At 57.3% G+C, this 24,688-nt stretch carries 19 protein-coding genes; 3 read left to right on the forward strand and 16 right to left on the reverse strand.

Going from position 1 to position 24,688, the window contains the following annotated elements; all coding sequences use genetic code 11:
* The first annotated feature begins 307 nt into the window (after positions 1 to 307).
* The 3 genes from FBY10_RS08050 to pbpC all read left to right on the forward strand — a co-directional run bounded on the left by FBY10_RS08050 (position 308) and on the right by pbpC (position 8,685).
* Positions 308 to 508 carry a DUF3077 domain-containing protein gene (locus tag FBY10_RS08050; RefSeq protein ID WP_145337369.1) on the forward strand — a complete coding sequence of 67 codons (201 nt, stop codon included), beginning with the start codon at positions 308 to 310 and terminating at the stop codon, positions 506 to 508.
* Positions 509 to 602: 94 nt separating this feature from the next.
* Entirely contained in the window at positions 603 to 6,407 is a 5,805-nt protein-coding gene (locus FBY10_RS08055) for an alpha-2-macroglobulin (RefSeq protein ID WP_145337368.1), read from the forward strand.
* Positions 6,388 to 8,685, forward strand: coding sequence for a penicillin-binding protein 1C (gene pbpC, locus FBY10_RS08060; protein ID WP_145337367.1), 2,298 nt, complete (start codon positions 6,388 to 6,390; stop codon positions 8,683 to 8,685). Before FBY10_RS08055 ends, pbpC begins: the two co-directional genes overlap by 20 nt.
* Here the strand turns inward: pbpC and FBY10_RS08065 are convergent.
* The 16 genes from FBY10_RS08065 to FBY10_RS08140 form a co-directional block, all read right to left on the reverse strand.
* Positions 8,682 to 9,059: a hypothetical protein gene (locus tag FBY10_RS08065; RefSeq protein ID WP_131697736.1), complete on the reverse strand. Its 378-nt coding sequence runs from the start codon at positions 9,057 to 9,059 to the stop codon at positions 8,682 to 8,684. The genes pbpC and FBY10_RS08065 overlap by 4 nt on opposite strands.
* A 1,650-nt stretch (positions 9,060 to 10,709) precedes the next feature.
* Positions 10,710 to 11,267, reverse strand: coding sequence for a hypothetical protein (locus tag FBY10_RS08070; RefSeq protein ID WP_145337366.1), 558 nt, complete (start codon positions 11,265 to 11,267; stop codon positions 10,710 to 10,712).
* Positions 11,268 to 11,998: 731 nt separating this feature from the next.
* Entirely contained in the window at positions 11,999 to 13,240 is a 1,242-nt protein-coding gene (locus FBY10_RS08075; RefSeq protein ID WP_145337365.1) for an MFS transporter, read from the reverse strand.
* Positions 13,230 to 13,961, reverse strand: a complete 732-nt coding sequence (locus FBY10_RS08080; protein ID WP_145337364.1) for a 2OG-Fe dioxygenase family protein — start codon at positions 13,959 to 13,961, stop codon at positions 13,230 to 13,232. The genes FBY10_RS08075 and FBY10_RS08080 overlap by 11 nt, the downstream gene beginning before the upstream one ends.
* Before the next feature lie 4 nt (positions 13,962 to 13,965).
* Entirely contained in the window at positions 13,966 to 15,330 is a 1,365-nt protein-coding gene (locus tag FBY10_RS08085; RefSeq protein ID WP_145337363.1) for an acetyl-CoA carboxylase biotin carboxylase subunit family protein, read from the reverse strand.
* A 30-nt stretch (positions 15,331 to 15,360) separates the two neighbouring features.
* Entirely contained in the window at positions 15,361 to 16,515 is a 1,155-nt protein-coding gene (locus FBY10_RS08090) for a KamA family radical SAM protein (RefSeq protein WP_145337362.1), read from the reverse strand.
* 147 nt (positions 16,516 to 16,662) lie between these two features.
* Positions 16,663 to 17,880: a phenylacetate--CoA ligase gene (locus tag FBY10_RS08095; protein WP_145337361.1), complete on the reverse strand. Its 1,218-nt coding sequence runs from the start codon at positions 17,878 to 17,880 to the stop codon at positions 16,663 to 16,665.
* A gap of 27 nt (positions 17,881 to 17,907) precedes the next feature.
* Positions 17,908 to 19,203, reverse strand: a complete 1,296-nt coding sequence (locus FBY10_RS08100; RefSeq protein ID WP_145337360.1) for an ATP-grasp domain-containing protein — start codon at positions 19,201 to 19,203, stop codon at positions 17,908 to 17,910.
* Between the two features lie 5 nt (positions 19,204 to 19,208).
* Positions 19,209 to 20,066, reverse strand: coding sequence for an arylamine N-acetyltransferase (locus FBY10_RS08105; protein ID WP_178116727.1), 858 nt, complete (start codon positions 20,064 to 20,066; stop codon positions 19,209 to 19,211).
* Positions 20,056 to 20,778 carry an SDR family NAD(P)-dependent oxidoreductase gene (locus FBY10_RS08110; protein ID WP_145337358.1) on the reverse strand — a complete coding sequence of 241 codons (723 nt, stop codon included), beginning with the start codon at positions 20,776 to 20,778 and terminating at the stop codon, positions 20,056 to 20,058. The genes FBY10_RS08105 and FBY10_RS08110 overlap by 11 nt, the downstream gene beginning before the upstream one ends.
* On the reverse strand, positions 20,771 to 21,112 hold the full coding sequence (locus FBY10_RS08115; RefSeq protein ID WP_145337357.1) for a hypothetical protein: 342 nt from the start codon (positions 21,110 to 21,112) through the stop codon (positions 20,771 to 20,773). The genes FBY10_RS08110 and FBY10_RS08115 overlap by 8 nt, the downstream gene beginning before the upstream one ends.
* Complete coding sequence (locus FBY10_RS08120) at positions 21,102 to 21,653, reverse strand: hypothetical protein (RefSeq protein WP_145337356.1); 552 nt, start codon at positions 21,651 to 21,653, stop codon at positions 21,102 to 21,104. The genes FBY10_RS08115 and FBY10_RS08120 overlap by 11 nt, the downstream gene beginning before the upstream one ends.
* A 27-nt stretch (positions 21,654 to 21,680) precedes the next feature.
* A complete protein-coding gene (locus FBY10_RS08125) occupies positions 21,681 to 22,070 on the reverse strand; it encodes a hypothetical protein (protein ID WP_145337355.1) in 390 nt (129 codons plus the stop codon).
* Between the two features lie 57 nt (positions 22,071 to 22,127).
* Positions 22,128 to 22,655, reverse strand: coding sequence for a DUF6622 family protein (locus tag FBY10_RS08130; protein ID WP_145337354.1), 528 nt, complete (start codon positions 22,653 to 22,655; stop codon positions 22,128 to 22,130).
* An 8-nt stretch (positions 22,656 to 22,663) separates the two neighbouring features.
* A complete protein-coding gene (locus FBY10_RS08135; protein ID WP_145337353.1) occupies positions 22,664 to 23,443 on the reverse strand; it encodes a nicotianamine synthase family protein in 780 nt (259 codons plus the stop codon).
* Positions 23,444 to 24,685: an AMP-binding protein gene (locus FBY10_RS08140; RefSeq protein ID WP_145337352.1), complete on the reverse strand. Its 1,242-nt coding sequence runs from the start codon at positions 24,683 to 24,685 to the stop codon at positions 23,444 to 23,446. It abuts the gene before it with no gap.
* Positions 24,686 to 24,688: the final 3 nt, after the last annotated feature.

Raw genomic sequence — 24,688 nt, forward strand, 5'->3', positions numbered from 1 at the left:
ATTTCGCAGGACATTTCCGAGAGAATCCCAGCCGCTTGTGCTCTGCCTTTTCGGTGGCTAGTCTGCGTCCGTCACTGCCAATTCAGTGACCGGGTTTAGTCGCTCGGGAAAGATTTACATTGGGCGCACAAGCGCCATCTCAAGCATGGCGTTTTTTTCTGCCAACGCTTTATGGTGGCTGTGCGCAGGGCACCTTCGGGTGCGCCGGGTTCCCAATGTTCCGGTCGACTAACCTGCGTACAGCTGCCACCCCATCGTTTAGTCGCGACTCGTGGCAGCTCCAATTACCTACATTGGAGTTACCGCAATGAGCAAAGTAAAACCCGGTCCGCCCCATCCCTTTTTCATCCCCCACCCCGAAATCAGCTTCGAAGACGCACTGGTCTACGCCTCAGACCTGCTCCACTGTGCCGAACAGTTGCGCGACTCGCCCAAAGCCGCAGGACACCTCATGGAAATGGCCAGAGTGATGGTCGACCGCTCATTGGAATGCGTGGGGCCCCGCTGACGCGGTAAACATCCCCGCCGTGCGGCGTATCGGCGTCATCTTTTGTATCAAAGACGCGTGTAAGATACGCCGCACTTAGCCAGGGATGCTCACCATGTTCGATTCGCTCAAAGCCGTCAGCCGTCGTGTTGTCGGTGTGTTTCTGACTGTGGTGGGGGCCGTTTTTGGCCAATGGCATCCGCCGCTATGGCTGCGCGCTATCGGCCGTGGCCTGGTGAACCTGGGCAACAAAGCCCGCGCTTATCCGCGCCAGGCCGGTGCCGGCGTATTGGGCCTGGTGCTGCTGGCGGCCGCTGGCTTCTATGGCTGGCACTGGTACTCCAACCTGCCGCAGCCCCACACCGTGGGCTATTCGCTGCACAAACCCAACCTGACTGACTACACCCAGCAACCGCCGGTTGTGGATAACTTGCAAGTGCGTTTTGCCGAATCGGTGGCCCCGCTGGCCGCCATTGGCAAGCCGGTCACCGAGGGCATCACCCTCAAACCTGGCGTGGCCGGTACCTGGCGTTGGTCCGATGACCGCACTCTGCTGTTCGTACCGGAGAAAGACTGGCCCATCGAAGCGGGTTACACCCTTGATCTGGCCAGGAAAGGTTTGCTGGCCGATGGCGTACTGCTCAGCCAATACAGCAGCCAGTTCTCCACCCAGCCATTCCGCGCCACCCTGGCACACAACGAGTTGTATCAAGACCCGTCGAACCCGACGCTGAAACAACTGGTGGCGACCTTCCATTTTTCCCACCCGGTCGATGAAGACAGCCTGCGCAAGCGCGTCTCCGTAACCCTCGGCAAAGGCCTGGCCTACCGCGACGCCCAATTGCCCAACCGCCCGGAAATCAGCTTCGACGAGACCAGGCTGAACGCCTACGTACGCTCCGCCGCCCTGGCCACGCCGCTGGAAAGCACGCCGGTCAGTGCCAAGTTGGATGAAGGCATCAAGGCCCGCAACGGTGGTAACGCCAGCACCGCGCCACTGGTGGCGGAAGTCACGGTGCCTGGCCGCTATCGCCTGACCTTTACCGGCGCCGAAGTGAGCTTTGTGGACAACGAGCGCGGCGAGCCTGAGCCGGTGCTGATGTTCAGCAGTTCCAGCGCCGTGGCCGATGACACCATTGCCGGTAAGGTCCAGGCCTGGCTGCTGCCGGAAAAAGCCCAGGACGACACCCGTCCCTATAACAGCAACGACATAGATGACGCCCTGCTGGCCCGTAGCACCAAGGTCACGCTGACCCACGTGCCCAGCGTCGAACCGCTGAACACCCTGCACGCCTTCAAGTTCAAGGCCCCGGCCGGCCGTGCGCTGTATGTGCGCGTGCCCGCCAACCTGGAAGCCATCGGTGGCTACCTGGCGAAAAACCCGACGGCCTCGCTGATCAGCATGCCGGCTTATCCGCGCACCTTGCAGTTCCTGTCCGACGGCGCGCTGCTCAGCCTCAATGGCGAAAAACGCCTGGGCTTCATGGCCCGTGGTGTACCTGGCGCCCATGTGGAAATCGCGCGCTTGCTACCCAACCAATTGCAGCACCTGGTGGACCAGAGCAGCGGCAGCTTTGCCCGGCCCAATTTCGGCAACGAGTACTTCGACCGCATGGTTGAGCGCCAGTCCCTGGATATTGCGCTGTCGTCCTCGGACCCGGCGAAAACCGTCTATGACAACGTCGATCTGAGCCACTACCTCACCGCCAACGGTGGCCGTCGCGGTATTTTCGTGCTCAAGCTCAGCCCTCAGGATGAGCCGGCCGAGCGCACGTTCGACTATTCGCGCAGCACCACCTCTGACCTGCGCTTTATCGTGGTCACCGACCTCGGCATCATCGCCAAGCGCTCCAGCGATGGCAGCCATGACGTGTATGTGCAGTCCATCGGCAACGGTTCGCCGGTGTCCGACGCCCAGGTCGACATCATTGGCCGCAACGGTCTGCCCGTGAGCAGCGGCCACACCGACGGCGAAGGCCACGTGCATTTCGCCAAGCTGGATGAACTGCGCCGTGAGAAGACACCGCTGATGTATGTGGTCACTCGCGGCAATGACCAGTCGTTCCTGCCGATCGCTCGTCAGTCGCAGCAGCTGGATTTGTCACGCTTCGACGTAGGCGGTTTGGAAGAAGACGGCGCGATTGATCGCCTCAGTGCCTACCTGTTCACCGACCGTGGCCTCTACCGCCCTGGCGAAACCGCGCACCTGGGCATGATCGTGCGCAGCGGCAACTGGAAAGGCGCCCTGCAAGGCCTGCCCGTGGAGTTGCAGATCACCGACCCACGCGGTCTTGAAGTGATTCGCCAGCCGCTGAAGCTGTCTGCCAGCGGTTTTGAAACCTTTGATTTCCCCAGCAGCGAAGTCGCCCCCGCCGGTGACTACACCGCGACCTTGCAGTTGATTGGCCAGAAACAGACCCGCACCGACCTCGGCAGTGTCAGCTTCAAGGTCCGCGATTTCGAACCGGACCGCATGAAGGTCAACCTGAGCCTGCACGACACCCCGGTGCAGGGCTGGATTCCACCGGACCAGGTGGTGGCCAAGGTCACCGCGATGCACCTGTTCGGCGCCCCGGCGGCCGGCCGTCGCGTCACCGCAAAGATGTCCCTGAGCCCGACGCTCGCGGCATTTGAGCGTTATCCCGACTACCGTTTCCGCCTCAACGATTCCCTGGAAGAGGCCAGCACCGAAGACCTGGCCGAGACCACCGCCGACGACAACGGCCAGGCAGTACTCGATCTCAACCTGCAACGCTTTGCCAACAGCACCTATCGCTTGCAGGTGATGACCCAAGTGTTCGAGGCCGAAGGGGGTCGTAACGTGGCGGCACAAAGTGCGTTGCTGGTGTCGTCCTCCCCCTATCTTGTGGGTGTGAAAAGTCAGGACTCGCTGTCGTACGTCGCCAAGGATGCCCCGCGCCAGGTGCAATGGATGGCCGTCGCGCCCGACCTCACCCCGCTGGCGGTGGATGGCCTGACCAGCGAAGTGGTCGAACACCGCTACGTGTCGGTACTGGTGAAACAGTCCAACGGCACCTACAAGTACGAGTCGCGCATCAAGAACATCAGCCAGCCGGCCTCACCGCTGGTGATGACCAAGGACGGCGCCAGGCAGACCCTGAACACCGCCACCCCTGGCGATTTCACCCTGCAAGTGAAGGATGCCAACGGCAACCTGCTCAACCAGATCGACTACAGCGTGGCCGGACGCGGGAATACTTCGCGCTCCCTGGAACGCAACGCCGAGCTGCAACTGCGCCTGGATAAACGCAGCTACGCCACCGGCGATGAGATCGCGATCAGCATCCGCGCGCCTTACACCGGTGCAGGCCTGATCACCATCGAGCGGGACAAGGTCTACACCCAGCAGTGGTTCAAGGCCGACAGTACCAACAGCGTGCAACATATCCGCGTGCCTGCGGGGCTTGAGGGCAATGCCTACGTCAACGTGCAGTTTGTGCGCGACATCGGCTCGTCCGAGGTTTATATGAGCCCGCTGTCCTACGGGGTGGTGCCGTTCAGCATCAACCTGGATGCACGGCGCATGGCGTTGAAGGTCGAGGGCCCGGCGAAAATAGAGCCGGGGCAGACCCTCGACATCAAGGTCAACGCCGACCGACCCGGCCGCGCGGTGGTGTACGCGGTGGACGAAGGCATCTTGCAGGTAGCGCGCTACCAGACGCCGGATCCGCTGGGTTTCTTCTTCCAGAAGCGTGCGCTGGAAGTCGGCACCAGTCAGATCCTGGACCTGATCCTGCCGGAATTCAGCCGCCTGCTCAGTGGGGCGGCGCCCGGTGGCGATACGGAAGGCGCCCTGGCCAACCACCTCAACCCATTTAAGCGTAAACATCAGCCGCCAGTGGCCTGGTGGTCCGGGCTGGTGGACTTGCCCGCCGGCGAAACCGTGCTGCATTACCAGGTGCCCGACAGCTTCAACGGCAAGCTGCACCTGTTTGCGGTGGCAGTGGATGCCGACAGCGTGGGCGTCAGCGAGGCCAATACCGAGGTCCGTGGCCCGATCGTCATCACGCCGAACGTGCCAGCCTTCGTGGCGCCGGGTGATGTGTTCAACGTCAGCGCCGGGGTATTCAGCAACCTCGAGGCTGCGGCGGACGTGAAGTTTGAAGTGCAGACCAGCGACAGCCTGGTGGTGCAGGGCGACAAAGCCAGTACCTTGTCCCTGCAACCGCGTAAGGAGGGCACCGCCGAGTTCAAGATCAAAGTCGGCGAAACCCTCGGTTCGGCGGATTTGCGCTTTGTTGCAGTGTTGCCGGATGGCAAGCGGATCCAGGTGGCGGAAACCACTTCGATTCGCCCTCTGAGCGAGCATCGCGTGGCCCTGAGCCTGGGTCGCTTCGACAGCGCCAGCAAAGAGCTCAAGCCCACCCGTGAACTGTTCAGCCAACTGCGCGACGTGCAACTGGGCGTGGCGGCCTCGCCGCTGGTATGGGCCAACGGCCTCAAGCATTACCTGGATGACTACGGCTATGCCTGCACCGAGCAACTGGTGTCCAAGGCCATGCCGGCGTTGATCTGGGGCGGTACCGCACCCGAAGCCGAACACGCCTTCAGCAGCGCGGTGCGCATGCTGCGTCAGCGCCAGAACCAGGCCGGTGGTTTCGGTTTGTGGGCCGCCAACCCGGATGTGGCGCCCTACGCCAGCCTGTACGCCACCGATTTCCTGATCGAAGCCAAGGAACGCGGGCTGCCGGTGCCCGAAGACCTGCTGGTGCGCGCCAATAGTTATCTGACGGACTTGGCCAACGGCCCGAGCGAAGGCCTGTCGGAATTGCGCAACCGCGCCTACGCCAGTTATCTGTTGAGTCGTCAGGGGATTCTGGTGAGCGGCGCCTTGAGCGATATACGCGAACGCTACGAAAGCTACTTCAAGGACAGCTGGCAGAACGACCTGGGCGCCGCCTACCTGGCGGCCAGCTACAAACTGCTCAAGCAGGATCGCCAGGCCGACACCTTGTTCCGCAAGATCCCTTGGCGTTCGCTTGTGGATAAGTGGGACAGCGATGGCCTGTATTACGACCCGCTGGTCCACGATGCCGAGCACCTGCACCTGCTCGCTCGCCATTTCCCCGAGTTGCTGGACGATGTTCCTACAGCCCTGCTGGATAAACTCGGCAAACGCCTCAACGAACAGCGCTACAACTCGCTGTCGGCGGCGCTGTTGCTGCGCGCCCTGGACAACTACGGCCAGCGCGCGCAAAGCGATATGACCCTCAAGGCCACCGCCTGGCTGGGCGACAAGCAGCAACAACTGCTGGAAATGGCCGGCCAGCCACCCCGAGCGGCTGTACCGAGCGCCACGCAAAAACTGCTGATGGAAAAATCCGATGGCCCGGCGGCGTTCTACATGCTCAGCGAAGCCGGTTTCGATAAGGGTGCCAAGCTCAAGCCAATCAGCAACGGGCTGGAGATCATCCACGAATACCTCGACCTCAAAGGCGAGCCGGTGAGCACAGTGGCCGTGGGCGATGAGTTCCTGGTGCGCTTGCGCCTGCGTGCCACCGACCGTGACCAGGTGCAGCAAGTGGCCGTGGTCGACCTGCTGCCCGGTGGCGTCGAGCCTGTGTATAACTTGCCGCCGGAGCCGGAAACCGCCAGCAGCGAGGAAAGTGAAGGCGAAGAGTCCGATTACGTAGAAGAAAGCGATCAGGAAGCCGATGCCTGGCAAGCGCCGATCGGCGAAACCGAGCTGAGCAACTGGCAGCCGGACTACGTGGATGTGCGTGATGATCGGGTGGTGTTGTACGGCACGGCGCTGCGCGACGTAGGCACTTTCGTCTATCGCGTACGCGCCACCAACGCCGGCACGTTCAATACGCCACCGGCCTACGCCGAAGGCATGTACGAAACCACCCTGCAAGGGCGCGGCAAAGTAGGCCAGCTTGAAATTACCAAGCCTTAAACACCTGGCGCCGCTGCTGGCAGCGGCGCTGGTGCTGGCGGGGCTGCGGCTGTGGCCCCACGCTCCGCTGGAACAGGCTGTGACGTCGTCACGGGTGGTGTTGGCCGATGACGGTTCGCTGCTGCGCATGACCCTGGCGGATGACGGCCAATACCGTTTATGGCTACCGCTGGAGCGCATCTCGCCGTCACTGGTGGAGGCCTTGCTGCTCAAGGAAGACCGCAATTTCTATTGGCACCCGGGGATCAATCCCCCGGCGTTGCTGCGCGCGGCCCTGGCCACCTACAGCGGCGGCCAGCGTCAGGGCGGCTCGACCTTGAGCATGCAATTGGCGCGGCGCCTGTGGGATCTCAACACCCGCCAGGTACCCGGCAAATTGCAGCAGATGGCCTTGGCCCTGTGGCTGGAGGCGCGCTACAGCAAGCACGACATCCTTGAGGCGTACCTGAACCTGGCGCCCATGGGCGGCAATATCGAAGGCGCCGAAGCGGCCAGTCGCATCTACTTTGGCAAGGCGGCCGCGCAGTTGTCGTTGTCCGAAGCCTTGGCGCTGGCGGTGATTCCCCAGCAGCCGGGGCGGCGCGCACGCTTTGGGCCGTCACTGCAAAACGCGCGACTGCGCTTGATGAATGACTGGCGTGAAACTTATCCACAAGACCCGCGTAACGACAGTTTGCTCGACCTGCCCCTGGAAGCCCGCAACCGCCAGCAGATCCCGTTTCTGGCGCCGCATCTGAGCGAGCAGTTATTGGCATCCCAGCCAGGCAACGAACTCAATAGCACCCTCAACCTGCCCCTGCAGCAATTGCTCGAACGCCTGATCAGCGGCTTTATCGCCGAGCGGCGCAGCACCGGTGTGGAAAATGCCACGGCCATCCTGATCGACAGCCGCGACCAGAGCGTCAAGGCGCTGGTGGGCTCGGCGGACTACTTATCCACAGGCATCCACGGCCAGGTCAACGGCGTGTTGTCACGCCGTTCGCCGGGGTCGACCCTCAAGCCGTTTCTCTACGGGCTGGCGCTGGATCAAGGGGTGATCCACCCCATGAGTATCCTCAAGGATTTGCCCAGTAACTTCGGCTACTTCCAGCCGGAAAATTTCGACGGCAGTTTTGTCGGGCCTCTGACCGCACGGGATGCGTTGATCCGTAGCCGCAATATCCCGGCGGTGTGGCTGGCCAGCCAGGTGAAGTCGCCGTCGTTGTATGGGTTGCTGCAACGCGCCGGGATCAAGGGCCTGCGTGCTGAAAGCCATTACGGCCTGGCCCTGGCCCTCGGTGGCGGTGAGATGACACCGGAAGAGCTGGCGCGGCTGTATGTGATGCTGGCGGGCGACGGCCATCTACGGCCGTTGCGCTATTTACAGGAGCAACCCCAGGCCACCGGCCCGCAGCTCCTCACCCCGCAGGCCGCCTTCATGGTGCGCGACATGCTGCGCCGCAACCCGCGACCGGATGGCCTGCCCGCGCGGCACTGGCGCACCGCCTGGAAAACCGGCACATCCTGGGGTTTCCATGATGCGTGGAGCGCGGGCCTGGTCGGTCCCTACGTGCTGGTGGTGTGGGTGGGCAACTTCGATGGTCGACCCAACCCGGCGTTTATCGGTGCCAAGACCGCTGCACCGCTGTTCTTCCGCATCGCCGACGCCCTGCCCCTGGCCTTGCCCAACGTCGTGATCAAGGCCGACAAACCACCCGCCGGCCTGGTGCGCATCGACGTCTGCGCCGCCTCGGGCGAATTGCCCAACCGCTGGTGCCCACAAACCCGCAAGACCTGGTACATCCCCGGTGTTTCACCGATTCGCGTGTCCAACCTACACCGCCCGGTACTGATCGACACCCGTACCGGCAAGGCCGCGTGCCCGCCGTTCGAGGCGCAATACACCCGCGAGGAAGTCTTCGAATTCTGGCCCAGCGACATACAACGCCTGTACCGCGCCGCCGGCCTACCCCGCCGCACGCCACCCAACGTGATGAAAAACTGCCAGCCCAACCGCATCAGCGACCAGAGCGAAGCCCCGCAGATCCGCTCGCCGCTGACTCAAGTGAGTTATCAGTTGCGCCTGTCCCAACCCCAGGAAAGCATCCCGCTGAACGCGAATGCGGCCAGCGATGCGGCGACGCTGTACTGGTTTGCGGATCAAACCTTGATCGGCCAGGGCCCGCCGCAAGCCACATTGAACTGGCGGCCGGGTAAGTCGGGGGAATATCGGCTGCGGGTCAGTGATGATCAGGGGCGTAGTGCGAGCCGGGGGTTGAGGGTGGAGTTTGTGCCTTAGGAGTGGCCATCGCACTCTGCAAGCTCCACGTAGTTCGACTCCCCACCTCCTGTCGCCCCCGACAACCAACCCCACACGAAACTCAGCGTGGTACGCCCGGCAGCATCGACGCCGATGATGCCCCGGGACCAGCCGGCCAGCAGCTCACCCTCCAGCGTCAGGCACTGATACAGCAGTTCGATAGAGTCTGGGCCTGTGACGCGGCCGACCTGCGTACCCAAGCGAATTCGACCACCTTGGTAGGTGCCGGAAATGGCATCGCCGTCGACAAGGTAATGAAACACCGTGCCCGCGCCGGATAGCCCGTGGGTGTTATTGGCGACGGTGAATCGGCGGTTGTGCAAACGCTCGTGGATTTGCGAGAGGGTGTTCATCGAAGGCGCGTCCTTTCGCGGGTACCTGGAGACCCGGGCTGATCCTACTGAATAAAGTCTGTCGGATCGAGCCCAGCAATTACAGGCGCTAGCCGATGCGCTAATCAGAAATAAAGTCTGTCGCAGCGCCATTTTTTGAGATTTTGAAGCCAGACCTACTAAATAAAGTCTGTCGTTAACATGCAGGCTATTGATTAGAAAGGCTTTTCAAAAAAAACCAGCAAATGTTCCGAGCGCAAGCACAATGGCGCTACGACGACCCAGAATGCCTTGCGCCGTTATGTGCCTAATGAAGAGTCTAATAATAAGCCATCCGACTACTCTTTTGGCCGATGTGAGCCTGTCATGACGGGCGGCAGTCGGTCCAAAGCGGTCTCTCAGTTTCTTTGCGAATCGGGGGCAATTTAGTCACCGGTAGAGTTGAAAAAATTGTCCGCAGCGAGCCTGTAGGGTATTTAAAAACCCCAGGTATTTTAACTCTCGGATTATGCAGCAATGATGATATCCGATATGTTGTTATAGCGTTCATAGAACGGATAATGATCGTCAGCTAAGGATGAAATTACATGCAATGCATTCATCCTCTACAAGCTCCAATGACAAAAGCTACCATTAAAGTAGCTTCTGCCAGCGACAACCTATTTTTTTGAGGACTTGCTAGGTTTCAAGTCGGGTTTGTTTCCCGGCGTGTCTTTGTTATCACGGCGACGCTGATCAAGTTCACCGGTTGACTTAGCAATTGGCTTTGGGCCTGGTTTAAGCGCCATAACATTTCCCCTTGATTTTAATATTATTTTTGGTTGTTGCAGAATCATCTTATAGGTACTGATGAATACTTTCAATAGACATAAGACGCTTGATTTTAGCTATGTAAAAAATTGAATTAGCTATGGCAGCTACACTTAATATCTAAAGGTAGACCAGTTTGTTGATTTACGCCCATTGGTGCGACGTTACAGTTAGCACAGCACGCCCAGAGTCATTCGAGCATCGCCTCGGGCGAGGTAGGCGCCGACCTCCGGCCCCGAATTCGCTGGCGGCCTCGGTCAGTATGATCCAGCGCGATTGCAAGCCCTGGCGCCCTTCTACACATTCACCATCCCATGATGGCATACAGCAGTATTGCTCAGGCGGTATTCAGTTGGGAGGGATAGTTCGTGGCGCTGGCCGGTCAGCGACAATAGGCGCTGATCTAAAGAGATGCTGTAAGCCACGACCATTCACCCCGCGACGATAGCCGCATATTTCTCAGCTACCTCTGGCCCGGTCAATGAGGTGGCCATCATGTCGTCGGTGATACCTATGAATCCATGTGAAATCATGCACAGTTTGAGACAACCAGACCAAGGCCTCCTGGCGTGGGTGTGGGCAGGCCCTACCTGATGTTCACGGAAAGTCATAATAATTAAAGGGGCTATAGTGGTGTGAGGGCAAATGGGGGTCAGGTATGTACTCGTCCACTGCGAAATTTCGCTGTCAAGCCGCTAGCACCCCGAGATTTAAGGACTGCTTCTGGCCGACAGCTGTCGGTAGCAAGTCTCCTACTTCGGCCAGCATGTTCGCTATGAGTCAAGCCATCAGTTCTTGCGACATCATGTTTTACGCTAATTCGAGTCCGTAAATCATGGTCGCAAGACTGGTCACAGGTCTTTACTTAACCAGAATGCGCATTGCTTCGTTAAGAGAGCGTAATGCCAAGAACATTGCTTTCGGTAATGGCCCTAGGCCTTTCAGCATTTCATCTACGGTAGGCTCCCGACGGGACGCGGCCTTGATGATCTCACGAAGCTGACTAACGTTGGGATCGACGGATATTTCTTCGTCTAACGCTTGAACTTTCTCGGCACTCTCGGACGCGGCACTTAAGGCTGCTCTTAGATGATCGTTTTTCTCTAACTCTTCAATGACTTGACGCTCGTGATGCGAGTACTGCTCCTTTAAAAAAAGTGCAAGGCTAGCCTTCTTGACGAGAAGCTCCATCTCTTTCTTTTTGATTGCAAGCCCGTCGATTTCTTGTTCGGTTTGGGCGCGAGTAGATTGAAGTTTTTCAAGCTGCTCAGCGGTTGCGGCCATAGATTTTAGAGCCTCAATCTCAGCGCCCTTGAAATCCGATTGAGTTATGGCCGGACGCGTCAGGGCTAAGAGCCCCGCAACTGACGCGAATCCTCCCACGATTCCAGCATAGGCAAAATAGTCATCCCTAGTCACGACCCCGAATCTGCTAGCAATCCACCCTCCAATAAAGTAAGCGATGCATGCGAGTATGATAGCTGCGTAAGCTTTTCTCAAAATAATTCCCCCCAGATTTTTGGCGGTACTCTCCACCTCGCAGGGGCTGGAGACCTAGGCCCCGTACGAGATGCACCCAAACTCGCCCATGCTTCGTCGAAAACAGGCCAGGAATACTCGTGTGCAGCAAGCCAACTCCGCAGGGGGTTCGTTGCGGATATTGATGTAGAGCTCAAGCGCAAACACGAGGCAACCGGATTACGTATTCAGTAGTGAAGAACATCAGGACGTAGGCGCTAATGCTGGATGGCCATCGTCCCATTTCACGGTTCAATTGTGACCATAACTACAAGCTGCGAAGAAGGATAATCGTGGATGTCTGGCAACATGATTCCCTTTGGCGAGTGTGGCGGGCAGTTGCTCCAGGCTGACGAAGTCGCCAATGGACTGAGGTGCGTATGCCCTAAGTGCCATCGGGCTTTGGTGGCGGCGAATGAGGGCACTAAAGTCTTTCCCTATTTTCCCCAACAGCAGAGCGCCTCCGAGGGCGGTCATCCGGCATGCGTAACACGTAGAGCCATTGAGTTGATTCTTGCGGAACTGCCGGAGCTGGATCGAAAACGTTCTGGAGAACGCAGGCCTAGCGAACTGATGGAAACACCGCACTCACTCGTGTGCCGGTACAGCACGCGAGCGAGCGCCCACGGGCGTCACTCCTCGAACAGTGCCTTGGCGGGCAAACGCCGACGCCTGAGGTACATCCACACCGCCATGATACTCAACGCACTTAACGGCAGGCCGTGGAACAGCACAATCACCTGCGCCGGGCTCCAGGCCAGATAGAACGGCCCGACGATGAGCATTCCCACGCCGAAGCCGGTCATCTGGATCAGCGTCAATAAGCTGAACAGCGGCAAACGTAGCGCCTCAGGTTCACGCTGGGCACGCGATATCAAGGCCACTTCGGCCATTCCATCGCCCACGCCCGCCCAGACAATAAACACCAGCGCCAGCCACAACTGCGCCTGCTGGAAGGTCAGGATGAAGCCAGTCGACATCAGCGCGACTCCGACCATGAACAAGCGCTCCATGCCTTGAATGCCGCATCCTTTCAACAGTGCATTGGCCAAACGCGCCCCGGCAAACTTGCCGCATGCCCACACTGCCAATAAATAGCCCATGACCGTGTTCACGGTATCGGGGGCAATGAGCTGAGACAGCACCGGAAACCCGACGTTGTGTGCTGCACTGCCCAGGGTATCAAGCAGGCTGATGAGCAACATCGCCGCTAGTACAGGCGTACTGCGTAGCCCCTGCTTGAGTGCGTGCCACTCTCCCGACAGCCCTTTGTGCGCCACGGGAGATACCGCATACAACGCCCGCAGCGGAACAATCAGGATGGCGGCCAGCAAGTAAGTCGCGATATTGGTTGCAAAGACGGCCTCAAATCCGCCTTCTGCGATCAACAATCCCGACAGCAGGCTGCCGAATATTGCTCCCGTGGCGGCCGCGGACGTCAGCCAGGCATTAGTGTTCACACGCAGGCCGGGGGCAACCCAGGTAGGCAACTGGCTATTGAGGCCGATCGCAAAAAGGGAATTGCATAACCCGATGCCGAACGCGATGAAAGGCAGGATGCTCAGCTGGTGGGCCGGTGCCAGTAAGAGCAACGGAGTCAATAGCATAGCTCTGGAGAGATCCAGCCCGGCCAATGCGCCTCGTCCGGGAAAGTGCCTGAAAAAGCTGATCCCGAACAGGCTGGCGACAATGCCGCCCGCGACTCGACACGCCAGGAACACACTGACGAACACCACGCTTTGGCTTAGCCAATAGACGTAGGTCGATAAAGCCACCATGTTAAGAAAGGCACCAAAATCGGAAACGCCTCTGGCGAATACGATCAGGCGTCCGTTGCGGGCGGACCGGGGAAGCGCAAGGTCGTCATTGAGCATGACCCGCACCCTCTACGTTAGCGGGCAGGCGTCGGAATCCGACAAGCAGCAGGTCGCGGCTGGCGGGCAGATCGCCGCTCAATGGGCGAACCAAGCCGGCGCGGTGGTAGACCTTGCTGTCGTTGATCGCGATGGTTTCCAGGAAATGCTCCATGGGCACGCTGAGCAGACATCTGTCAGCTTCCTGCGAGGCGTAGATCTCAGAGACCACAGGCACCGTATTGCACGCGTCGATGAAGTGCATGAACACCCAGTCAAGCCCATCCTGATGAATCCCCGAGGTTGTCGGGCTGCCGGTTGGTTTATCCGCCTTGACCCGAAACTGGTGGATATCAATGGCGTACATATGCTTGCCTAACTGCGGACCAATAGCAGCAATGTCGGTGGCCAGAAGCCGCTGCAAGAGCGGATGGGAGATAAAACCTTCCTCTGAATAACTCAGGGCATTCACCCCTTGGCGGTACTCAATTGGGTAAACGACCGAGGAGGCGTAATTGGCATCTCTGTTCATCTGCAAATGCCCGTTGGGCGCTAAGCGATAGCGCAGAATCCGCCGCTCGCGGTGGGTGTACTCTCTGAACGCCTCGTCCCGGACCAGGTTCGACCAGTAGGCCCGGAAGCTGTGTTCCTCCTCTTGCTCGATGTGCAGCAACTCGCGGAAGTGACGTCCATGCCAATAATGACGCTGGCTCAAGTGAGCCGAAATCTGTGAGCTATCCATAGCGCTATCCTGCGGAGGGGTCGATAACTGCGTTGAGGTTTTGCCGGACCGCATCATGCAGTGCACAGGCGTGGGCAACATCGTCGACTTTGGCCCAGCATTTGAGCAGGTAATGCTCTTCAATATCGGCGTCGAGATAGCCACCGGCTTCCTGCACGGCGTATTCCACCACAGCCGGGTGATCGTCCAAGTACCCTAGCCCTTCAAAACCTTTGAAACAGCCACTGCTTTCGGGATAAACCGCCAGCATGGCGTAGCTTTGCGTTGCCGCACCGACTTTGCGTTGCACGGTATCAAGCAGCGTGTCGACTGCCGGATCACGCAACAGCAGGGAAACATACAGCTGATACGGATCGAAGCCTGCGAGATCGCGCAAAGCGGCATTAACGTACAACCCACCCAATCGGGGGTTGATCTCAATGACCACAGGCCCCTGCTCCGTCATGCGAAATTCGAAATGCGCGAGCGCGTCAGTCAGGCCTAATGCCTGCAAGCAGGCAGCGGCGTAACTGCGGATCTGGTCACACTGCTGCGCCGTGAACGAAACAGGAGGCGTAATCAACAGATTCTCCAACACGGTGCCGCTGCGCTCTGTCAGCATTAGCTTTTCGTTGATCAGCACGGGATAAATTCGATTGCCCGCCGCCACACATTCCACCGTGCCTTCAACGCCCTCGATAAATCCCTCAAGCATGAGGCTTCGACCCGGAATGTACTCACGTGAAGTCCCGTCGTCGTTGGGCAAGGTATGGGCGCACCCGTAGAAATCGGCACATGCGGCTTCACCGTGACGCGCGACAAACTGCACATAGTGATCTCGCAACTGCGCCCAGTTCGAACAACGCTTGATAAAAGCCGACGCGCCGCCAAACGCAGGCTTGGCAATCAGCGGGTAGCCCACCCGGGCGGCGCCCTCTTCCAGCTCTTTTTCATCATTGCACAGCGCAAAAGGAACTGAGCGCAACCCGTGCTTTTGCAGGGCGCGACGCATCAGGTACTTGTTGTTGCACGCGGCTATGGCCTCGGCCGACGCAGAAACCAGACCGAGCTTTTGGCACACCCTTGCGACGATACAACCCACTTGCCCTTGGGCAGAAGCATGTCCCGCATGACAAAAGATGGCTCGCACGGTGTACCGATCCTGAAGCTCGTCGACCAGCTCTAAAATAGTTTGCTCGCTCAGGGTTTCAAGCAAGAATACCTCGTCACTGTCCTGCTCCAACCGTTGCAGTTGGTTGCGCCCACAGACTCCTGCGATAAGGCACAGCAGCCCTTGCAAGCGAGCAGCGGCAAAGTGTGGTTCACGGTAGCGATAGCGCACAGAGGGGCCGTCGTCGATATCAATAAACAGAATAGCGTCTTGCTTCATCGTTGTTCACCACGTCTAGTCAAAGGCTGCTCATGCATCGTGCCAACTGCACCGATGACCGTTCCAACTCTGGAACGTGTAATAACGCTGACCATCGCGCATTTCAAAGCGGGGCAGCTCATCGGGCTTATCGAAATCCATGATGGGCACCGTGAATTTGCCTTGGGCATGGGGAAGCACGTATTCAGGCATGGCGATATTGGAAACGCGCCGTTTGAGGCATTTCATCAGCGCGATCGCGTGGCTGATAGACGCTTTGTATTCACTGGCACCGGGAGAAAACGGCATGAAGTGGTATAGGTAATAGGGCTTGACGCCCATGCGGTAGAGATCGATGAATAGAGTGTGAAGCGTCTGCTCATCGTCGTTGACGCCGCGTAGCAACGGCATGTTCGAAAAGACTATCGGCACTACCGACTGAATACGTTTAACGGCACGTGCAAAGTCGTCACTCAATTCAAGCGGGTGGCAGACATGTAGGCCGAATGCATTGACCTTGTATTTTTCCAGCATCGCCACCAGCTCGTCGGTCACGCGAAACGGGTTGAAACTCAAGGCCCGCGAGTGGATACGAATCAGCAGGTCATCACTGATCGAGCGCAGCGCCGCCAGGTTTTCCTCCAGCTTGCGATCGGACAGCATTAACGGATCGCCACCGCTGAGAATGACTTCCTCAATGGCAGGCGTATTACGGATATATTCAAGGGAATCGAGAAAAGAGTTGGTATTGGCGTTGGGCTTCTCGGTCCCGACTTGCAGAGTCCGCAGCGCCTCGAAGCAGAACTGACAATAGGCGTTGCAGGTATTGGTCATGCGCAGGATGACGCGGTTATCGTATTTATGCTGGCAGATCGGTGTTTTCATTTCATGGTGCAACTCCCAGTTCTCAGAAATACCATCGTAATCATCTTGGGCAAGTTCGTTCCAGTAGGGCACTACCTGCCGCCAAAGTGGATGTTCCAGCACACTGCCAGCGTTGCGCGACCGCATGATCAAATCAATATAGTAGGGCGTGATCTGCAACTTGCGTCCTTGTAAGTTGTGCACGATATGGGCCGTCACGTCGTCGCCCCAACCGCCGCAGGCCTCACGCAGTGAGCGCTCATCGCGCACGGCGTTTTTCTGTTGCCAGCGCCAGTCGCTCCATTGGTTTTCAACATGGATAACCTGATTGATTGTCGTCATTGACCGAATGCCTCCCTCAGTAAATATTTACAACACGGTAGTTAATATCGCACTGATCAGAACGTGCGGGCGTGGCTAAAACCAATGAGTGAAACATCGACTCAATTGTTCTATTTGAATAGTGGTCCGCCATCGGGGACCGAATACTTATGTCTGGCGTAAATCGCGCAAGGTAGGAATTTTTTCCCGCGCGCTGACCCAAAATGCCGCGTCGGGCTCAACCTGGATCGTCGCGACGCCGCGTCGCAATCCTTCCGCCAACGCCGGCATTGCCATCAGGGCGGATTCCATATCGGCACGCGCTGCTTGGGCGTCGGTAAAGTGGGTCAAATCACCCGTTACACACAGGTGATCTTTACCCGCATCGCCGCTGGTCAGTGTCAGCTGCAGAGCGAATGGCTGGCCGCAGTGCTGCCATATCGTTTCGCTCACCTGGGATAGGCTTAATAAATTACCGCAGAAGTTAAAACTTTTATCACTGCGCCCGTGCAACACCAAGGTGCCGACCCGCGGGTTAGAAGTGGGTAATAAAGTCGCCAGGTCTCCGGTGTCATAACGTAATACCGGAACCCGAGGTGCTTTCAAGTCGCTAAGGTACAACTTGCCTTGCTCATCAACTTCCGCCAACACCCATTTACTCAAGAAATCATAATGTCCCGGCGGGTGCTCGGGAGTCGATACGCCTACCAATCCTACTTCGGTATTGCCATAAATACCGTAAAACGCGGCGTTTGGCCAAACCGTACGGATATAGCGCTGCTTGGCCGCGGAGAAGGCCTCGCCAATATAGATAACCTTGCGAATATCCAGCTTCACATGCGCCTGCACCGCCCAGTGCGCGGCTTGAATAATACCGCCAGGTGTTGCCAACAAGGCCGATACGCCGGCGTCTCGGCATATCTGCAGACAGGTTTGAGGGCAATCCTGTGCGTCCAAACGACCAACCGGCAAAAGGGTGCACCCAATGGGTTCCAATAAACGCGAAAGCCCTTCATATAAACAACCAAACCCGCCAGGCACCAATAAATTGGCCACCACATCGCGGCTGGAAAATACCCGCTGCCCTAGAAAGCGGCGGATCTCCAGAGAATAAGCATCACGTAATTCGCCGGCGGCATAATCACTGGCAACCACTAAAGGAGACGCCGTGGTACCTGATGAACTGATCAGATAGCACTGACGCAAACCACCTGCCTGTCGAAGTTTCTCCGATCGCTCATGCAGATCGGCTTTTGAAGCCTGAGGATAAAGCCGGTCGAACTGCTCATAGTTCAGCACTCGCGGATAGCCCGCGTAACCGGCATCGTGATAGTGCTGAACCATTCGGTCGAACGACTGCGTATCAAAAAAAGAGTGATTGATCATGCAAGCTGTCTTCCCTGCAGGGTCTTGCTAAAAATAGGCGCGGTACTCATCCCTGAGAAACTGCCACGCGGTCGGCGTTAATGCCGCACCGTTCAAGACGGTCTCGGTCCATCGTTCAAATGCTGCCAGGTCGTCCCAAAGAACCGTTTCGTCTTGATGGGAAAACGCCGCATTCATTGATGACGAAAACAAATCGGTGGTGGTCTTGAAGCGCTCGCCCACTTCGACTGAAGCCTGAAGCCCGATGAAACTTTCGAGCGGTGCAAGCGCTTCGTCTGCGCCGTTGAATACACCCGGCGCCATACTGATGACGTCACTGATAATGCCGCGCCTGATCAGCCTGGCTGAACCGACCTCGCCGCCCCCTGCAAAACTGGTGGCGTATAGTTGACCCAACAAATGCGGCTCATAACAATGTTCGAACAGCATCGGCGTAATGGTCCCGTGCAACCGCGCGCCGACTTCGATCATGACCGGCCCAGCCGGACTATCAAGCAACTCCATATGGATCGCGCCCGTATGAATACCCAACGCGCACGCGGCCTGTTGCGCGTAGGCGACCAGCGCACGAAGACGTTCGCAGTCCGGGTCCAGTAAAAAGGTAAACTTCTTCACGAAGGGGCAGCTATCAATTCCCAGTTCATCGCACCGAATATAACGACAGACCGATGAAACAACGTACTTGCCCGCCTGCGCCACCATGTCGACAACGTACTCTTTGCCGGTGATGAATGGCTGCAGCACAAAGCAGTCATTATTGGACCATGTCGATGAAAAACCACCCCAATCCGCGCCCAGAAAAGCCCGCTCCAGTTCAATACGGTTGCGGCAAAACACGACCCCTTCCCCTCCTGCGGAGGATTGCGGTTTGAATACACAGGGATAAGCCTCCCAACACGGGAGTAGCGAGAGGGCCGCCGAGAGTCCGTCCAGCATGCAAGTCGGTATTGCGGCCAAACCGGCCTGTGCGAGCGCCCGGTGCATGGCATCTTTATGACGACGGAGCCCGGAGTGCGCCGGGTCATTGCCCGTCAGCCCGTGTCGCTGGCTCAGGCGCTCGGCAAGCACAACGCCGTTTTCGCTGCCGGCCAGGATAATATCGAACGGCAGTTCCTCCGGCCCCGGCACCTGCTCGGCCGAGATGAAGATGCCGTGATAAAGCTCGGCGTTGAACTCACCTTTCTTTTTCTCGCTCAATGATGGCATCCGGCTGACTTTATCCATCTCGATGACGGCATAACAGTCGACACCTTGTGCCTTCAAATACCCGACCAACAGGTTCGCATTGGAGACGGGGTTGGTTATCAGACAGCGCTTGGTCATTGGTGCTAACCCCTGCCGATCCCGGGCGGTAAGTGGTGAAATCTTTCCGGAGAAAGCGTGATATTGAAGTGTGATTTGAGCAGGCCGATCAATTCGTCAAGCGTGCGCGCGGTATAGCTCGTGCGACGCTTTGCGTGAACACACACCAACGTCCCGTTCTGCAGAAGATCGCCGCCTTCCCAATGAGGCCGGGCACAAATGAAATTGCCGGCAAACAGTGAAGTGGGTGAATGGGTGTTATAGAAGTGCGTGACACGAAACTCTTCATAGGGATAGTCAGCATCCCGAACCACCAACAAACCTTGCCAGGACTCACCGCGCAGGTACTCCACCAACCACTCTCGTGTGACCAGCCGTTTGACACGGTAACGATGACAGCCCTGCACTTGCGTCACCTGATCGTCACGTTCATCCAGTGAAAGCGGCCTTATCGGACCACGCAGGCCAAACCCGACATCACACAGCCAGCGCCGTCCCTCCACATCGACCAACAGCGCCATATGGGTGGACAGCTCCCGGCATACGCCATTCTGAAAGGTCTTGGCCAACGTGCGTCGGACCTGGAACCCAAGGCTGAGCAGTGCTTGAGCAAAAATGCCATTCATCTGTGTGCAGCCGCCGCCCCGCTGTTCGTGGACGATTTTCTGAGCTACATCGTCCAGCAAGAAAGGCACCTGAGCATCCAGGAAGCCATCCGCCATATCGAAGGGAATATGGGCGATGTGCGCCTCATGCAACCGGGCTAGGCAGGCAAAATCCGCCCCGACGGCATTCGGCCCGCCCAATCGCTGAAAGTATCCGGCCAACCATGGCGGGCTTACCGACTGCACAGCGGGGCTGACTTTGAAGGTCTCACCCCACATTTTCGCCATTCCCTACACGCAATACAGTGCCCAGAGTGGACAGTTGTCGAGTGGCCAGCAAACACACGATTTGTGCAACTTCATCCGCTGTCATGACGCGCCTTGCAGGTATCGACTTCAGGATCTCTCTGGCCTGCTCACCGGCGAACGTCTGAAACATGTCCGTGTCCACGAAGCCCGGCGATACACAGTTGACGCGGACATCGAAGCGCGCAAGTTCAACTGACAGGCCCAGGCTCAAGCGCTCTATCGCCGCTTTAGCGCAGCCATAGGCCGTGTTGCCCAACTTGATCTTTTGCGCGGCCACCGAGCCGATATTAATGATATTGCCGTGGCGCGCCTTCGCCATGAGCGGCGCGAACACTTCACAAAAATTCAGGGTGCCGCCAAAGTTGTTGGCCATCACCTGTGCGAACGAGGACGGCTCCTGACTCAGAAACAGCCCGTCACGTGCGATGCCTGCGTTATTGACCAATACCGAGGGCAGAGGATAGTCGATGAGTTGCGCCTGGAAGCGCTCGACCTGACCCAGATCGCTACCATCAACACGTGCGGTAATGACGCGTGCGCCGAACTCGCCGGACAGTCGGTCAGCGGCGGCCTCATCGTTGTGATATGTGGCGAAAACGGTGAAGTCCTGCGCGACCAACTTGGCGACGATCGCACGGCCTATTCCACGCGTTCCCCCGGTAACGATAGCCATATCAGTCATACATGACGCTCCCTCGGCAATGTATAGAATGTGAGGTTTTCAGGATAAAACCGATCTCTTTAGCCTCTGGAAGATCAAGCCCTGAAAACTGCAACTGCAAACAGGCGCCCGGCATTATCGGCTTGATGAAAACCACACGCTTGACCCGTACCGCACTCTGCGACAGTAACTGTCTACAGCATGCCAGCACGAAGCCGACCGTGAACGCCCCTGGAACAATCGGATAGCCCGGAAAATGCTCATCAAAAATCGGCGCAACGGCATCCACTTCAACATGCACCGTAGTGTTTGAGTTGATCAATTCGAGGGCAGTATTGAAAACCTCATAGCGCACGGTTTCGCTCTCCTTGAGCCAAGTAAACTTCCGGGTACTTCTGGGTAAAAACAACTGCACACAGAATGGTGAAGTAAGACATCAGCAGATAAATCGGCCAGTCGTCCAAATCAATCAAACTTGCCAAGCCAAACCCAAAGTTAAGCGTGAATACCGCGTTCCACACCAACGTTATTTTTTTATTGATATGAATGAACGGCGGCGTATTCCAGAATTCCCGGGGTGTTTCCAACCTCGCATACTGCAACGTAAAGGGTTTACCGACGCAGTAGGACACCCACCCTGTAATAGCCAACAAGCCATAAATCAAAGGCTTGGTAAATGATAGACTGAAAAAACTGGGTTGAACATAAGAGACGCCGGCGATCAAAACAAAACCACACGCGACACTCCAGTCAATGACGAACTTATTTTTCAAGCTTTTATAACAAAGCGCCACCAGCACCAACAATGACAATAAAGCAGCTTCAACATAATTCCCGGTGCGCCACTCGAGAAAGTACGGAAACAGCAAGGGTGGAACAAGAAGATTAATCATCACGAAGTCATCCCACAACAGTAGAACGCATTAAGTGTCGGCACGCTGCTCATTCATGGGCCGCAGGGCCATGACCGTAACTGAGCACAACAGATCATTATGAGCCTCTGAGGCGGCCGATGAATAAATCTGCACAGTTCCGCCCTGCTGCTCCCTGGAAACCTGTCCGAACAAATAACCGATTTTCCGAATGTCGGCCGTACTCAGTTGACGCAGGGATACCGGCAGAAAGCGCTCACTTGCGGCGCCTGCATCCACCGTCGCACGCACGCACCGCACCGCGAATTGATGACAAAGTTCTACAGTGACAAGGGTAGCGTCAAAGCGTGACAGAAACGTCGCCAGCAAATCCGGATCAAGCCGAACGCGAAAAAGCGGTCCGTGCCTTTCCAACTCTGGACACAGATCAAGGTAATTCATGCCAAGTACCCTCATCGCCTCATCAGGCTCTTTATTATTTAAAACTCATGGACTCGTTCATTTCTTGTTTGCACAGGCAACCTCAACTTCGCTGTGACGGGAAAATGCATTCATGATCGACAACATTTTCCACGCCCGGCCGCACAATAATCCAATGGTTAAACCCGAGGCGGCGCCTATCAGCAGTCGCATTGGCAAGGAGCCGGCAAATAGTGGGTCTGTCGCCTGTTGATAGCCGATAAAGTATTTAATCGCGAAAAAAAACATCGATAGCACCAGTAACTTGAATGACCCCGGTACCGAAATAGAATGACGAGCCTCACCCTCGGTAATACCGTGATAGTCAAACCACCGCATAGCGATCATCACCCCCACGAACACGCCTGCTATCCAACTGCCCATCGAAACCCAGGGTTGAGTGGCATAGTCCATGGCCATCAAGGACCAAGCTACGAATATCGCCGGGCTGAGCAACAGTGAGCGACGGGTTTCATTACTTCTGAAGCACGCCATTACACCGTAATAAAGCAGCAGAAAAAAAACGGCATAAACCCACAGCGGTGTTTCGCGCAATATGACTAACATGGTATCCCTCAATCGTTGGATCGAACGCCGTAGATGGCACTGCTGATCGGGCAGCCTGAAGAGTGAGTGAGCAACTCCAACTGTTGTTGGCTGGGTAAACCCATCGGGCGATAAATAAACTGTTTCCAACCCTCGGTATCACGCAACACAATTCGAAGTTGCGGCTTGCGGCAGGTATCAAGAATGCGCTGCAGGACGTTGGATCGTCCAGAAACCGTCATGGACAGCACAACGACATCGTAGTCACCGTAATCAAAATCCGCGCCGTCAGCCTCGACCAGACTCAAGCGCTCACGGGGTATATCCAGTGCGCTGAATACCGCGTCCAGCCCTTGCCGCGCTCGCACAATCGCCGTGGGGTCAATGTCAATTCCCGTGACGACAAACTCGGTTTTCTGCACATACAGCAAAATACTCAGCGGCATGGCGCCCACACCCACTTGGCACAGTTTTCCATGGTGGGAGTCGAGGCCAGTGAGTTCGCTGCTGACCATGCGTTGATAAATGCGATAGAAAAACCGGCTGAGTGGACTGCCCTCAGTCAATAACGTGTTCCATTGATGACTCAGCGCCGACTCAAACAGTTGCTCTATTTCCAGCACTTTGCGCTGGCAGTCTTCCATGCGGTATCGTTCAGCACGCTCTGAGTGTTCGTAAGGAGCGCCACGTTGGCAGCTGTTCAGCAAGATCAACAAAGCCGAATACGCATGAAAAAGCTCATCCAGCCGCCCCGCTTCTGTTGGGATGGCCAGCAACCTTTCGATACTCCGTCCTGGCTCAGCATCCATTCAGGCAACTCCAACGCGCGGGCGCTCATCACGCAGTGCTGGCAGTTTTTGTCGAGCGTTGAACTTAAACCGTTCGCGTCCCATGATGGATACCTCGGCGACGCCACGCCGCAGTGCTTCGCCCAATTTGGGAATCTGACTCAGCGCCGACTCCACTCGCGCCCGTAAGCCTTCATCCACTTCAATGTCCGGCAGGTCCAGCGCCACTTCCACGCGGTCACGACCCTGTTCGGCCGGTTTGAGCGTGACCTGGCACCACGTTGCATCCACGCCTGCAACCGCAAGCTGTTGACGGACCTGGTCCAAGCGGATTTTATGTCCTCCCAGACTGAACTCCTCGCCCACCCTGTCGCCAATGGTCAAGTAGAACTCAGGGCTGGCGGGTTCAGAAAAAAGCGCGCCATAGTCGCCTATTCTGTAGCGAATAAGCGGCACGACCGGCGCCCTCAGATCGGTTACCAATAACTCCCCTTGATCGCTGACTTCGACGAAAAACCAATCGGAGAGCAGCAGATGCTGGCCGGGGCTCATCTGTGGCGTGTTGATCGCGGCGAACCCCAACTCCGTGGCGCCATAAATGCTGTAAAAATGCGCGTCGGGCCATTGCTCACGGACAAATATGCGCTTGGAGGCGTGAAAGGCTTCGCCGACGAACACCACTTTGCAAACCGGCAGCGACACGCCCGCCCGCGATGCCGCTTGCGCAACCTGTACAATGCCACTGGGAGACCCCACCAGCACATCGACGTGAAAGCGTTCCAGCAGATCGAGCAAGAGCGCATCGTTGGCCAAGGTATCCGGGCGGCCCACGGGGAGAATGGTCACCCCGATGCTTTCGAGCAAACGGCACATGCCCTCATAACTGTTTCCCAGACCACCTGCTGTCAGCAGATTGGCAACAATGTCATCAGCACTGAATACATGCTTGGCCATCGCGACACGCACTTGATAGGGATAGCTGTGTTCTGTGACGCCCTGCAGAAATTTATTCGCAAGAATGACAGGGCCGCTGGTCGTACCGGAGGTCGACACTACATAACAACCATGCATTTTTCCCGCACCAAGCAACTGCCGTCCCGAGGCTGACAGTGCACTTTTATCCATGACAGGATAGGCGTCGACAAACCTCTGGTAATCCTCGACTGTCTCAAGCGCGCCAGGGTAACCATCACGCAGGTAACCCATGATCATTTGATTAAACTTATCGACTGGAAAATCTGTCCGGCGTTGGATTGTTTGCATCCT

Origin of the sequence: Pseudomonas sp. SJZ103 (genome assembly GCF_007828335.1) — a bacterium.
Lineage (GTDB): Bacteria > Pseudomonadota > Gammaproteobacteria > Pseudomonadales > Pseudomonadaceae > Aquipseudomonas.

What these genes read in the sequence shown, in the direction of transcription:
- FBY10_RS08050 (WP_145337369.1), top strand. Translation starts at nt 308, where the DNA reads ATGAGCAAAGTAAAACCCGGTCCGCCCCATCCCTTTTTCATCCCCCAC.
- FBY10_RS08055 (WP_145337368.1), top strand. Translation starts at nt 603, where the DNA reads ATGTTCGATTCGCTCAAAGCCGTCAGCCGTCGTGTTGTCGGTGTGTTT.
- FBY10_RS08065 (WP_131697736.1), bottom strand. Translation starts at nt 9,059, where the DNA reads ATGAACACCCTCTCGCAAATCCACGAGCGTTTGCACAACCGCCGATTC.
- FBY10_RS08075 (WP_145337365.1), bottom strand. Translation starts at nt 13,240, where the DNA reads ATGCTCAATGACGACCTTGCGCTTCCCCGGTCCGCCCGCAACGGACGC.
- FBY10_RS08080 (WP_145337364.1), bottom strand. Translation starts at nt 13,961, where the DNA reads ATGGATAGCTCACAGATTTCGGCTCACTTGAGCCAGCGTCATTATTGG.
- FBY10_RS08085 (WP_145337363.1), bottom strand. Translation starts at nt 15,330, where the DNA reads ATGAAGCAAGACGCTATTCTGTTTATTGATATCGACGACGGCCCCTCT.
- FBY10_RS08090 (WP_145337362.1), bottom strand. Translation starts at nt 16,515, where the DNA reads ATGACGACAATCAATCAGGTTATCCATGTTGAAAACCAATGGAGCGAC.
- FBY10_RS08095 (WP_145337361.1), bottom strand. Translation starts at nt 17,880, where the DNA reads ATGATCAATCACTCTTTTTTTGATACGCAGTCGTTCGACCGAATGGTT.
- FBY10_RS08100 (WP_145337360.1), bottom strand. Translation starts at nt 19,203, where the DNA reads ATGACCAAGCGCTGTCTGATAACCAACCCCGTCTCCAATGCGAACCTG.
- FBY10_RS08105 (WP_178116727.1), bottom strand. Translation starts at nt 20,066, where the DNA reads ATGTGGGGTGAGACCTTCAAAGTCAGCCCCGCTGTGCAGTCGGTAAGC.
- FBY10_RS08110 (WP_145337358.1), bottom strand. Translation starts at nt 20,778, where the DNA reads ATGACTGATATGGCTATCGTTACCGGGGGAACGCGTGGAATAGGCCGT.
- FBY10_RS08125 (WP_145337355.1), bottom strand. Translation starts at nt 22,070, where the DNA reads ATGAATTACCTTGATCTGTGTCCAGAGTTGGAAAGGCACGGACCGCTT.
- FBY10_RS08130 (WP_145337354.1), bottom strand. Translation starts at nt 22,655, where the DNA reads ATGTTAGTCATATTGCGCGAAACACCGCTGTGGGTTTATGCCGTTTTT.
- FBY10_RS08135 (WP_145337353.1), bottom strand. Translation starts at nt 23,443, where the DNA reads ATGGATGCTGAGCCAGGACGGAGTATCGAAAGGTTGCTGGCCATCCCA.
- FBY10_RS08140 (WP_145337352.1), bottom strand. Translation starts at nt 24,685, where the DNA reads ATGCAAACAATCCAACGCCGGACAGATTTTCCAGTCGATAAGTTTAAT.